The organism is Bergeyella zoohelcum ATCC 43767 (assembly GCF_000301075.1).
Taxonomy (GTDB): Bacteria; Bacteroidota; Bacteroidia; order Flavobacteriales; family Weeksellaceae; genus Bergeyella; species Bergeyella zoohelcum.
In genome coordinates this window covers 1250268-1262510 of sequence record NZ_JH932293.1, presented here as the reverse complement: position 1 = coordinate 1262510, position 12243 = coordinate 1250268, and the positions used below count along the sequence as shown (strand labels likewise).

The 12243-nt window shown below is 34.9% G+C and carries 15 protein-coding genes and 1 pseudogene; 8 read left to right on the top strand and 8 right to left on the bottom strand.

Annotation, left to right across the window (positions count from 1 at the left end; all coding sequences use genetic code 11):
• Positions 1-257: 257 nt before the first annotated feature.
• Positions 258-785: an outer membrane beta-barrel protein gene (locus HMPREF9699_RS05745; protein ID WP_002663171.1), complete on the top strand. Its 528-nt coding sequence runs from the start codon at positions 258-260 to the stop codon at positions 783-785.
• Positions 786-870: 85 nt separating this feature from the next.
• Positions 871-1875: a PTS transporter subunit IIC gene (locus HMPREF9699_RS05740; RefSeq protein ID WP_002663169.1), complete on the top strand. Its 1005-nt coding sequence runs from the start codon at positions 871-873 to the stop codon at positions 1873-1875.
• A gap of 5 nt (positions 1876-1880) precedes the next feature.
• Here HMPREF9699_RS05740 and HMPREF9699_RS05735 read toward each other — a convergent pair whose 3' ends face one another.
• Both HMPREF9699_RS05735 and HMPREF9699_RS05730 read right to left on the bottom strand, forming a co-directional pair.
• Positions 1881-2198, bottom strand: coding sequence for a DUF6122 family protein (locus tag HMPREF9699_RS05735; RefSeq protein WP_002663167.1), 318 nt, complete (start codon positions 2196-2198; stop codon positions 1881-1883).
• A complete protein-coding gene (locus HMPREF9699_RS05730) occupies positions 2195-2920 on the bottom strand; it encodes a DNA alkylation repair protein (RefSeq protein ID WP_002663165.1) in 726 nt (241 codons plus the stop codon). Before HMPREF9699_RS05730 ends, HMPREF9699_RS05735 begins: the two co-directional genes overlap by 4 nt.
• A gap of 47 nt (positions 2921-2967) precedes the next feature.
• Here HMPREF9699_RS05730 and HMPREF9699_RS05725 point away from each other — a divergent pair, with 47 nt between their 5' ends.
• Positions 2968-3480: a DUF6702 family protein gene (locus tag HMPREF9699_RS05725; protein WP_002663163.1), complete on the top strand. Its 513-nt coding sequence runs from the start codon at positions 2968-2970 to the stop codon at positions 3478-3480.
• Between the two features lie 94 nt (positions 3481-3574).
• Here HMPREF9699_RS05725 and HMPREF9699_RS05720 read toward each other — a convergent pair whose 3' ends face one another.
• Together HMPREF9699_RS05720 and HMPREF9699_RS05715 are read right to left on the bottom strand one after the other, a co-directional pair.
• On the bottom strand, positions 3575-3991 hold the full coding sequence (locus HMPREF9699_RS05720) for an SPFH domain-containing protein (RefSeq protein WP_002663160.1): 417 nt from the start codon (positions 3989-3991) through the stop codon (positions 3575-3577).
• 77 nt (positions 3992-4068) lie between these two features.
• The gene (locus HMPREF9699_RS05715; protein WP_002663158.1) at positions 4069-5850 is read right to left on the bottom strand and encodes an AMP-dependent synthetase/ligase; all 1782 of its coding nucleotides are present in this window, start codon (positions 5848-5850) and stop codon (positions 4069-4071) included.
• 376 nt (positions 5851-6226) lie between these two features.
• Between HMPREF9699_RS05715 and HMPREF9699_RS05710 the strand changes: the two genes are divergently transcribed.
• The 5 genes from HMPREF9699_RS05710 to HMPREF9699_RS05690 all read left to right on the top strand — a co-directional run bounded on the left by HMPREF9699_RS05710 (position 6227) and on the right by HMPREF9699_RS05690 (position 10572).
• Positions 6227-6556, top strand: a complete 330-nt coding sequence (locus HMPREF9699_RS05710; protein ID WP_002663155.1) for a PadR family transcriptional regulator — start codon at positions 6227-6229, stop codon at positions 6554-6556.
• 12 nt (positions 6557-6568) lie between these two features.
• The gene (locus tag HMPREF9699_RS05705; RefSeq protein ID WP_002663153.1) at positions 6569-8224 is read left to right on the top strand and encodes a PspC domain-containing protein; all 1656 of its coding nucleotides are present in this window, start codon (positions 6569-6571) and stop codon (positions 8222-8224) included.
• Between the two features lie 361 nt (positions 8225-8585).
• Positions 8586-9158, top strand: a complete 573-nt coding sequence (locus tag HMPREF9699_RS05700) for a 1-acyl-sn-glycerol-3-phosphate acyltransferase (protein ID WP_034985683.1) — start codon at positions 8586-8588, stop codon at positions 9156-9158.
• Between the two features lies 1 nt (position 9159).
• On the top strand, positions 9160-9594 hold the full coding sequence (locus HMPREF9699_RS05695; protein WP_002663151.1) for a PaaI family thioesterase: 435 nt from the start codon (positions 9160-9162) through the stop codon (positions 9592-9594).
• Positions 9595-10572, top strand: a complete 978-nt coding sequence (locus HMPREF9699_RS05690; RefSeq protein ID WP_002663149.1) for a chorismate-binding protein — start codon at positions 9595-9597, stop codon at positions 10570-10572.
• Here the strand turns inward: HMPREF9699_RS05690 and HMPREF9699_RS05685 are convergent.
• The 4 genes and pseudogenes from HMPREF9699_RS05685 to HMPREF9699_RS05670 form a co-directional block, all read right to left on the bottom strand.
• Positions 10555-10752, bottom strand: coding sequence for a hypothetical protein (locus HMPREF9699_RS05685; protein WP_245946049.1), 198 nt, complete (start codon positions 10750-10752; stop codon positions 10555-10557). The two genes, HMPREF9699_RS05690 and HMPREF9699_RS05685, sit on opposite strands and share 18 nt — an antisense overlap.
• Before the next feature lie 10 nt (positions 10753-10762).
• On the bottom strand, positions 10763-11365 hold the full coding sequence (locus tag HMPREF9699_RS05680) for a MarC family protein (protein ID WP_002663143.1): 603 nt from the start codon (positions 11363-11365) through the stop codon (positions 10763-10765).
• Between the two features lie 289 nt (positions 11366-11654).
• On the bottom strand, positions 11655-11858 hold the full coding sequence (locus HMPREF9699_RS11200) for a DUF6088 family protein (RefSeq protein ID WP_115599236.1): 204 nt from the start codon (positions 11856-11858) through the stop codon (positions 11655-11657).
• A gap of 194 nt (positions 11859-12052) precedes the next feature.
• A pseudogene (locus tag HMPREF9699_RS05670) lies at positions 12053-12243 on the bottom strand (IS5 family transposase); the annotation flags it as partial.

The following is a 12243-nucleotide window of genomic DNA, read 5'->3' as shown; positions in this document are numbered from 1 at the left end:
AATGAAGCATCATGATTTTTTTTGTTAAAAATCTATAAATGAGTAGATGAAAAATATTGAGTTTAGTAAATTTCATTGTTTAGGGTACTTTAGCAAAGTGCTTTGAAAGGGTATAAAACTCAAGAAATTCAAGCAAAGTAAAAAATCAAAACGAATTCAGCAATAAAAAAGATTTGTAAAACTAAAAAAACATTTGATATGTTTAAAAAAATAATACTAAATTTGTTGCCCAATAAAATTATTTAATTTATAAACAAATGAAAAAGTTTTTATTCGCTAGTGCTTTCGCACTACTAGGAACAGTAACAATGAACGCTCAGAAACTAGGCGTAACTGGAGGTCTTGCCCATTTAGGAGCAACAGCTAAATTAGGTAATGAGAAAGCTACAAATAGTGCTACAGGTGGTTATATTGGTCTTCTAGCCGAACTACCATTAGGAGCTAAAGTAAAATTTGTACCAGGAGTAAACTATATTTTCGTAGAAAACTCAGGAGGAGTTCAAGTTCCTTTGATTTTCAAATTCAATGTAGCAGAAGGATTAAATCTTCAGGCTGGTCCACAGTTTTTATTTGACTCCGGAGAAGTACCAGAACAGTTTAAAAATTATTATAATAAAACCAACATAGCAATAGCAATTGGAGCTGGATATGATATTAATGATAATTTCTTTATAGATGCTAGATATGGTATTCAAGTAAATAATCATTTAAAAAACATCCCTTCTATTGCAAATGCTTCTGTTAGAGTAAATACATTGAATGTAGGTGTAGGGTATAAATTCTAAAATAAACACCGAAACTAACTGTTTAATATTGGCTGCTCATTTATTTGAACAGCCTTTTTTATTAAAACAGTTAATTTTAGTAGTCATGAAAGCGTTCTTAAAACAGAAAAACATAGAAATCAGTCTCCGAAGATACGGAATAGATGCCCTCAATGCCATGGCATTAGGACTTTTCGGTTCATTAATCATTGGTTTAATCCTGAAAAATATTGGAATATGGGCACAGATAGAACCATTCATCACGATGGGTACATTTGCTCAGAAAAGCATGGGAGCCGCCATCGGTGCATGTGTAGCGTATAGCTTGGGGGCTCCTATTTTGGTTTTGGGTACAGCGGCTATCGTTGGACTTTTAGGCAATGAATTGGGAGGACCTGTAGGCTGCTTCATTTCGGTGCTTTTCGCTACAGAACTGGGAAAATTAGTGAGTAAATCCACTAAAGTAGATATTATTACCACACCATTTTTTTCATTAGTTTCGGGAATGCTCATTGCTCATTTCATTGGTCATCCTATTAAAATAGGAATGCAGGAAATCAGCAATTTCATTGGTTGGGCAGTGGCACTTAATCCTTTTATGATGGGCATCATCCTTTCGGTGAGCATGGGAATGCTACTTACACTCCCTATTTCTAGTGCAGCCATTGCCATCTCATTGTCATTAGGTGGATTAGCGGCAGGAGCATCTACCGTAGGTTGCTGTGCACAGATGATAGGCTTTGCTGTTTTGGGATACCGAGAAAATAAAATGGCTGGTTTGCTCAGTGTAGGGCTAGGAACGAGTATGCTACAAATGCCCAATATCATCCGAAATTGGAAGATTTGGATTCCTCCCATTGTGGCAAGTGCTATTTTAGGACCGATTTCTATTTTAATTTTTAAAATGCAGAACATTCCTTCAGGAGCGGGCATGGGAACGAGCGGACTGGTAGGGCAAATCGGGACGATAGATGCTATGGGTACAGATAGTAAAATTTTCATCTCCATATTATTCCTTCATTTCATCGCTCCCGCAATTATTTGCTTCATATTAGGAGAATGGATGCGAAAAAAAGGTTGGATAAAAGACGGAGATTTAAAAATAGAATAACGCTCTTATCGCCAAAAATAGTAATCTTGAAAATCTGTAATCATATGCCATAACAGCCCAATAAACACCATTTTCCAAGTACCTTTGGCAAAAATACTGCCTATAATATACACAGCTATAGCAGGATATGAATGTAAAAAGTGATAACCTATACTATTTCTATCGGCATCAAAAATAGGAGTAGCAAAAAGATGATCTAAATCTACGAGCATGGTTCCAAGCATAATGAGAGACGCTTTTTTCCATTGTTGAGGAAAAAATAACCACCCCAAAACAAAAGGAAATACAAAGTGGAAACCGTAATGTACTATATCTTTTATCATCTAAAAATACCTTTGAGTATATCCTGACGAACCCATGGTGAAAATTTTTCTATGGCATACCTTAGCGTAGTCCGAGGTAACTTAGAATAATGTTTTTCTAAAAATTCATAGAGCCTTTTTTCATTCTTTTGCCCCATTTCTCTTAACAGCCATCCGTTGGCTTTATGCATTAAATCATGCGGATGCTGAATATTGATTAACACTAATTTTTCCATTAAATCAAATTGTCCCCTCTTTACGAAATACATGGTACCTACTATTCCCATTCGTTTAGACCAAAGATTATCTTCCATAGACAATTGTTCTAAAATTTCGGGTCGGTTTTCCTCTAAAGCATACCTCCCTAAAATTTTATATACCGTATTATCCACCAAATCCCAATTGTTCCATCTTTCCTTATGGGCAAGATAAAAATCCACTATTTCCTTTCTATTTTCTTTATTTTTTTCCTTTCCAAATTTTTCCACCAAAAATATTCCCGCTATATGTCTATGTTCATGATACTCTGAGTTTAATAAATCTACAATGGTCTTTAAAGTAATTTTTTTCTGAAATTCTTTGGCTATTTTTCTTTGCAAAGGTACAGTAACGCCTATAAATAAATCTCCCTCTGCATACTCCCCTTTTGCAGTCTTAAAAAACCGAGCGTACACCATTTTTTTCTCTTCAGAAGCCACTGCTCTTAACGCATCATCTATGATTCTAAAATCTACACTACCCATTGATTAAAAAAATCTTTATTTTTACAAAAAAAATAATACCTCTATTAATGAAAAAAATATTTTTCTTACTACTATTTATTTTTTGTATTTCTAGCCAAGCCCATGATATCCATCCTTACCATGTAGGTTCTGTGGAATTCAAATACAACTTCAAAAGTAAGACTTTTCAAATTATTGCTAAGTTTTTTACCGATGATTTAGAGAATGCTGTGAATAAAAAAATGGGAACAAGACTCTTTTTTTCTAATGAAAAACAAAAAGAGGAAATGCACAAACAACTGGAAAACTATACACGGACTTCAATAAGATTAAAAGTAAATCATCATAACATTCCTATTGACTTCATCGGTTATCAGGAAAACAAAGAAATGGTACATATCTATCTAGAAACGGATACTTTTTTGCTTACTCCATCTAAGGTAGAAGTAGCAGTGGATATGCTGTATAATCTTTTTGATGACCAAATTACCATTGTACATCTCATCTACGGCAAACAAAGAAAAAGCCACAAACTTTCTTATCCCAATAGATACATGTACCACCACTTCAAAGAAGAATAATCCACTCCATATACTGAATTACTTTTATAGGAACAAAATCACGCTCTCTCTTTTGGAAAAAAATAAAAACGCCAATATATTGGCGTTTCTTTATTTATTCTTCTTTTTTAGGCTTCGTCTTACTCACATCCATCACAGGAACAAGTCCTTCTGATGGCATATAAATAATCTGAGGAAGATTTCCTTTATCTGCTAATTTCTCCAGCGTACGGATAAAGAGATACTGATTATACACAGAATTTAGCGTTCCATTCTCTATTTTCATGGCTTCTGCCATTCCCCTCGCTCTTTCTATTTCTGCCTGAGCATTGAGTTTTTCTGCCTCCAGTCTCGCTCTTGCCTCTTCTACTAAAATTCTCCTATTTTGTTCCGCCTTCGCCATCTCTGCCTTTCCCGCCATTTCCTGTTGCCAAACATTATAAACTGGAAATCCAAATAATAACACGCCTACACCTACTAAAATGATAATGATTCCGATGATGATAGTAGTAATAGATACTGTTGGTTTCATATTTTTTATTAATTTACTGAATTATAGATTTAATATTAGAGATTCGTTCAATGAACTTGAAAACTTAAAATCATTCCCTACACATCTTTTGTGCCATACATTTTTTGATAAAGGTCTGCGTATCTTTCTTTGATTGCTTTTCTCTTAAGTTTCAGGGTAGGGGTAAGCATTCCCAGCTCTATGCTCCATACTTCTGGGGTAAGTTCAAATTTCTTAACCTGTTCCCATTTTCCTAGTTTGGTATTTAAATAGTCTATCTCTCTTTCTAATCTTTTTCTCAGCTCTGGGCTTTTTACCATTTCTTCAGGGGTTTCTCCTATGGTATAACCTTTGCGTATAGCCCAGTTTTTCACAAAGGCAAAATCAGGCTGCACAAAAGCTGCGGGCATCTTTTCCCCTTCCCCTACTACCATGATTTGCTCAATAAACTTAGATGCTTTTGCCATATTTTCAATCACTTGAGGAGCTACATATTTCCCTCCCGAAGTTTTAAACATTTCTTTTTTTCTATCGGTAATATGCAGATAGCCTTCTTCATCAAAATGCCCTATATCTCCCGTTTTAAAGAAGCCATCCTCTGTAAAGACTTCCTTGGTCATTTCTTCGTTTTTATAGTATCCTATAAATACGGAAGGACCTTTTACAGCAATTTCACCATCAGATAGTATTTTCACTTCCAGATTATCCAGCGGATGCCCTACAGACCCCACCTTAATTCTTCCGAAGGAATTCACAGAAATCACAGGAGAAGTCTCGGTAAGTCCGTATCCTTCCAAAATAGGAATTCCAGCATTTTGAAACATCTTATTCAGTCTTGCCGAAAGCGCTGCCGAACCAGAAACCAAAGTAATGATATTTCCACCAAGCCCCTCACGCCATTTTTTGAAGACCAATTTATCTGCTAATATTTCTTTAAGCCCCGAAGGTTTACTAATCCCTTTTTTCGCTTTCATTACCCCCAATGCCCAAAGGAAAATTTTAGATTTTAGCCCCCCAGCACTGGTTCCTTTATCATAGATTTTATCATACACTTTCTCTATCAATCTAGGAACCACAGTCATAATATGCGGCTTTACTTCCTTAATATTTTCCCCCATCTTTTCTATGCTTTCTGCAAAATAAATAGAAAAACCATTGTACTGATAGAGATGATAAATCATTCTTTCAAAAATATGGCAAATGGGTAGAAAACTGAGTACTACGGTATCCGTATTTTTGAGTCCCGATTTTCTAGGAATTCTAGGAACACTTGCCACCACATTACTCACAATATTTTTATGGGAAAGCATTACCCCCTTGGGTTTTCCTGTAGTTCCCGAAGTATAAATAATAGTAGCTAAATCATCTTCCTTAATGATATTTCGGATAGCCTCTACTTCCTCTTGTCCAGACTCTTGACTTCCCAAATCCAGCACTTCTTTCCAGTTGGCACACCCCTTTATTTCATCAAAGCTGAAAACCCCTTGTAATGTAGGAATTTCAGTTTTCACCTTCATCACTTTTTCTAGCAAAGTTTCATCTGAAAGGAAGCAATACTTAATTTCTGAATTTCCAAAAATATATGCGTAATCCTCTGAGCTAATAGTAGGATATACTGGCACAATAACCACCCCGATTTGCGAAGCACCTAAATCACATACACACCATTCGGTACGAGTAGCAGAGGTAATCAGAGCAATTTTATCCCCTGGTTTTATGCCCAGCTTTAAAAGCCCTCTGGAGAATTGATTTGCTTTTGCTATAAACTGTTCAGTAGAAGTTTTCTCCCATACCCCATTGTACTTGGTACATAAAAATGCTTCATTCGGATGCTTTTCTAACGCTTGAAGTGCTATATCAAATATTCTTGTAACAGACATTTACTTATATTTTAATATGGTAAAGATAAAGGTTTTTTTCGAATCAAAAAAAATTAAATTCAAAACCAAGATTCAGAGCAGCACAACTCCTTAAAATAAGTTTAATTTATTCAAAAAAAATCCGAAGCCAATAACAGGTAAAAAGAGCCATTTCCATCAAAACACCTCCAAAAATTTACTCTTCATTCAAAAAAAACAATATTTCAAGGAAATATTTAAGCATTAATAATCAGAAACTTAAATTAAATCATAACTAAAAAAAACAAAAACAACAAAAAAAATCACTACTTTGTATAGCATACTACTAAATTATTTTTATATCTTTGCAGTAGAAATTAGTAAACAATAGCTAATAATAAATAATACCAAAATAAATATGAATACAGAAAACACCAAAGCTCAAATGCGAAAAGGGATTTTGGAGTTCTGCATCCTTAGTCTTATCAGCAAGAAAGAAATGTATGTTTCTGATTTGATGGAAGCACTAAAATCGGGTGCATTAGATGTGGTGGAAGGCACCCTCTACCCACTGCTTACCCGACTTAAAAATACTGAACTTCTCACCTACCGATGGGAAGAATCTACAGGAGGACCTCCCAGAAAATACTACTCCATTACTCCCAAAGGCATTGAATTTTTAAACGAACTAAAAACCACTTGGAACCAACTGACTGATGCAGTAAATAAAATCACCAATCCATCCTAAAAATTTAAAAACATGAATAAGACACTCCATATAGGACTCGCAGGGTATTCTTTCATCATAAATGAAAACGCCTATGAAAAACTTAGCATTTATATTCAAGCACTTAGAAATGCTCTAGACCCTTCTGAAGCAGATGAGGTAATGCTAGACATCGAATACCGAATGGTGGAAATTTTCCGAGAAAATCTCAAAAATCGGGAAATTATCAATGAGGAAGATGTAGAGAAAGTCATCACCCAAATAGGAAAACCAGAACTCATTGAAGAGCAAGAACATACAGAAAGGAACACACCTGATCATGCTTTGGATTTCGACAAAATAAAAAATGCCACTCGCTCACTTTTCAGAGATACTACCAATCAAAAAATTGCGGGCGTATGTAGTGGTATGGCTCATTGGTCCAAAATGGACACCTCTTTGATGAGAATACTATGGCTAGGTGTATTTTTCTTTGGGCTATTTGTGATACCACCATTTTTTCTTGTAGTGCTTATAGCCTACATTGCACTATGGGCTATTCTTCCCAAGGCCACTACTGCTACAGATTTCCTTAAAATGAAAGGAGAGCCTATTAATTTTGATAGCCTAAAAAATGAATCTACTAAACTCCATCAAATTCAAGATACAGGAAGCCCAAAGGGCATAAAACCTCATAGAGATGACACCATCTGGAAGATTATCCGTTATACCTTAGGAGGTATTTCAGCCATGATTGCTTTCTCTTTCCTTATTTCCATGATAGCTATTTTCTTTACTGATAAATTGACATCATATAATTTTCAATTCTCGGAAATGATGGAATATTATTTTGATTCAGAATATATTAAAGAGTATTTCACCATTCTTTATGTATTATTGAGTTTGGTACCTACACTCATTTTTACCATGTTGGCCATCAAATTTTTCTCTCCTAAAACTAAAGTGAGAAATATAGGATACCTTACATTATTACTAATTGTTGCCAGCACAGTGATAGCTATCATCTCAGGCATAGAAATTTCTAAAACTAAAATGTTTTATAAAGGAACAAAACACGATACCCAAAATATCTCTATCCAAAGCCAAAGTGATTCTATCTACATAGACATGAAAGAAGAGTTCATTCCTAAAAATTTTAAAGGCTACCTGAATGATGGGATGTATTTCACAGATAAAAAAGCAGTTTTTGTGGAAGAAAGACCACGGGTATCTGTAACCAGAAATGATGCAATAGACATTCCTTACATGATTCTTACCACCAAAGCAGATGGATATAATATCCCTATTGCCTCCAAAGTAAATGTAGAAATCAAAGATAATAAAATATTACTCCCTAATTATATCCAGTTCCCTTACAGTGAAAGATTTAGAAACTATAGAGTTCATTATGAGCTGGTAGTTCCTAGTAGCAAAACCATCATCCATTCTCATGATAAAATCAAAATTCATGATGAAAAAAATAATGCTAATGATGATGACGATGCTCCTTTTTCTTCTCACATAAGGAAGGACTCCATTCCTCATAAGAGCAACTACCGTTCAGTACAAAAAATGAATATCAACGGGAACAGAATAGAGATAGAAAGAAACTCTGCCTTCGGAGATAGCATCAAAATCAATGGCAAACTCTATGATGAAGACACTGCCGAAAGAATGATTGAAGTATTTGAAAATCAAAACAATATATAGTTTGGGAATTAGATAATGAGGGAATTAGATAATGAGGGAATTAGGTAATTTGAAGTGGTTTGAAAGTTTGACTCAACTGCCATTCACCAAAAGCCTATTGCTTCCTGCCTATCGCCTCCTGCTTGATGGTTTGAAGTGGTTTGAAGTGATAATTTAGTTACGATAATCCCAAAATTGAAATATTTTTTGTATATTTGACCAACAAAATCGCAATATTATGATACAAGTACTTATAAAAATCAGTTTACAAATCGTAGATTTTGTACTTAATTTATTTTAAAGTATTTATCTACTTACTATTATCGAGATAACCCTAAAAGTATGTCCAGCAGTGGATGTACTTTTTTTCAGAAAAATAAACATGAAGAAAATCATAGGAAAATACCTCCTAAAATTATTAGGCTGGAAATTAAAAATACATGGTGACCCCAAAGTATTAGACCGATGCATTTTGGTAGTAGCTCCTCATACTCATAATGATGAATACCTACTAGGGAATTTTGCTTTTTGGCAACTAGGAAAACCTCTAAAAATCATTATAAAAGACGCTCATACCAAGGCATGGTATGGCGGTATAGTAAAAGCTCTGGGGGGTATAGGTATAGACCGCTCACAAAGAAATGATTTGGTTAATTTCGTTGCCAATGAATTTAAAAAAGAAGATTTCGCACTGGTAATTACCCCTGAAGGGACAAGGAGCTTCGTAGAGAAATGGCGTAAAGGTTTTTACCACATGGCAATGACTGCCAAAGTACCCATCGTATTGGCAGCAGGGGATTTTAAGACCAAAACCATCTATCTAGGCTACCATCTTCCTTATGAAAAATACTCTACCATGAGTTATGAAGAAATTTTAGATGACTTTAGAAATTATTTTATAGCGCATGAGATTCACCCTAAAGTAAAAGAAAACTGGAATCCTAATTTTCAATAATATGACACAAGAAAAAAAAGAAAAAATTCTTAATAGGCTGAATAGTTGGACTACGGATAACCTTGGCAAGACACTAGACATCGTATTTACAGATGTAGATGATGATAGCCTTACCGCTACTATGCCCGTAGTTCCTAAGGTACATCAGCCCTATGGCATTCTCCATGGTGGTGCTAGCGTAGCACTTGCGGAAACACTGGGTTCTTGCCTTTCTGTAATCCATGTAGATTTAGAAAAATACGCACCAGTAGGCACCAATATTAACTCTAACCATCTGAGAGCCATAAGAAAAGGAACCGTAACTGGCAAAGCGAGATTCATCCGAAAAGGAACTACACTTCATGTTTCAGAAATAGAAATTCGTGATGAAATGGGAAATCTCATTAACCATACCACGATGACCAATACCATTATGCCGAAAAGCAAATTTGAATAAATGATACTCATCAGATTTCCTCACCAAAAAGATATTTTTACCATAGAAACTACGGAAAACAATGATTTTTCCGTAGCTTTTTTTGATTTTGACCAACAAAAAAAAGTACATTTTTCGGGACGAAAAAGAATGGCTACAGAGCATGATTTTCTAAGAATAGAGCAGCTTTTCCATCATAAAAACTTCCATCTTCATGCTCCCTCTACACCAGATGATTACCCTACTTACGAAGAAAAAATTAAAACGATTAAAGAATTTTTAACTAAAGAAAATCTTCCCAAATTGGTCTTCTCACGCAGGAAATATCATTTTTTCGAGGACGAAATTTCTATTGTGGCTTCTTTTCAAAAAATGTGCAATACCTATCCACAGGCATTGGTATATCTTTTTGTAAGTGAACAAGAATGCTGGATGGGTGGTTTTTATGAAATCTTAGGTAAGTATAATAAAAAAAATCAGGAATTTCACACCATGAGTTTGGCAGGTACGCTCCCCCTGAATGAATCATGGACTGAAAAAGAAATCCAAGAACAAAACACGGTTACACAATACATTAAAGGTATTATTAAACAATACACTTCGGACTATCAAATCTCCTCATTAAAAGATGCCATCTCAGGAAACATCAAACACCTCTGTACAGAGTTTTCGGCAATAATCAATGAAAAAGAAGTACAAAATCTCATCCATGCACTTCACCCTACTCCTGCCGTTTGTGGCACTCCTAAACATTTATGTAAAAAGAAAATAGAAGAGCTAGAAACGGAGGAAAGAAAACTCTATTCAGGCTATATAGACATAGCTTCTGCCGAAGAAAAAACCTGTTTCGTAAACTTACGCTGTGCCCAAATCTATGCAAATGGGGCAAAAATATTCGTAGGTGGAGGAATTAACGAACAAAGCCACCCCGAAAAAGAGTGGCTAGAAACTGAACTAAAAGCGGAAGCAATACTAAAAAATTTAGTTTTTCTTCGCTAATTTCCCCCAAGTATCCATAATTAATACTCCGAAAATACCGAGTACCGAAGCCCCCGCAGAGACTAAAAACTTGGTATTTTCATCTGCCATAAACCCTAAGTTCCAATCCAGAACATAAAGATTAAAGCCTAAAACGATAACGAAAAATACAAGGGCAATTTTATGAATTGTTTTCATCATGGATGATATTTTAAAGTTGAATAGAGTTTTGAACTAATTGTGCAAAATTAGAAGTAAAGAGCTTGATAGAAATGGCCAAAAGGATAATCCCAAACACCTTTTCTACCACTTTTAGGGTTCCTCCTCCTATTTTTCTCTCTAACCAAGGTGCCACTTTTAATACTACATAAACACATAAAATATTGAGAACAATGGCTACGATGATATTAATATCATGAAACTCTGCCTTGAGAGAAAGTGTAGTAGTAAGCGTTCCTGCCCCCGCAATGAGTGGAAAAGCAATAGGTACAATAGAAGCGGCTTTTGCCTCCGCATTTTTCTGAATTTCAATACCTAGAATCATCTCTATAGCAATAATAAAGATAACAAAAGCCCCCGCAATGGCGAAAGAATTCACATCTACACCTATAATTTTCAATATCTTATGCCCTACAAAAAGAAACACAATCATAATAGACCCCGCCACAATACTTGCCTTTTCAGATTCTATTTTTCCGAATTTCTTCCTAAGACTCACAATGATAGGAATACTCCCGATAATATCTATCACGGCAAAAAGCACCATAAAACAAGTGAGAATTTCAGCAAAATTAATGTGTGAGAAAAATTCCATTTTTTATTCCATTTTTTTCGTGTGCAAAATTAGAAATAATTTACCAAAATCCACCATGCTTTTTGTACTTTGGCAAAGTTTTAAGACTTAATACCCCTATGTTCTCAAACATTTTTTCATAAGTAAAACTCTTTTAATTACTCAATGAAATGAATGATTTCGATTACACAATGATATAAAATATGCATTTAATCCTCTAATTACAAAATGTTAATTTCTCGTTTTAACTTTTCTAAAGTGGCTATGATTTCGTGGAAAGAAGGACGATTTTCGCTATATGTCCATCCATTTATTTCTCATCTTTTGGAAGGGCTTTTCTCATTATGACTCGTATCCATTCGGGAGCCAATTTTATATCGTGTTCCAAACGGTAGGGGGCTTCATTTTTCAAATGCTTTAAGATGATTTTTATTCCCTTATCACGAACATTCTCCTTGCCAAGTTCTTTGAGAGCCTGAATCACCAAACCACTAATTTTTCCAATGGCTGACAAATTTTTAGGACTTGCTTTTTTGAAAACTCTAGATTCAACTTATAAAAGTAACTTTCCGTTATTATTAATTGTTTTCAAATATACTTGTTTTGGACTTAAAAAACCAAATCTTTTGCGTGGTCTTGTGCGTACCGAAAGACAAGAAATCTTCCGTGTAAAATAGCGTACCCCTTCTGGCTTTTTTTATTTTGAGCTCATCTCGACTTTCTCTTTTGTTTAAATTTTCTGAGTCCTAAGACAATAAAGGCAAGGTAATTAAAACCTACCCAACTACTTACGGTAGTGTCAAAATGATTTAAAACCGAACGAAAACTATCCATCCAAGCATTGCTTCTTTCAATGGCGTAACGCTCTTTGTAGAGTTTTTTATCGAAATAATGTTCCG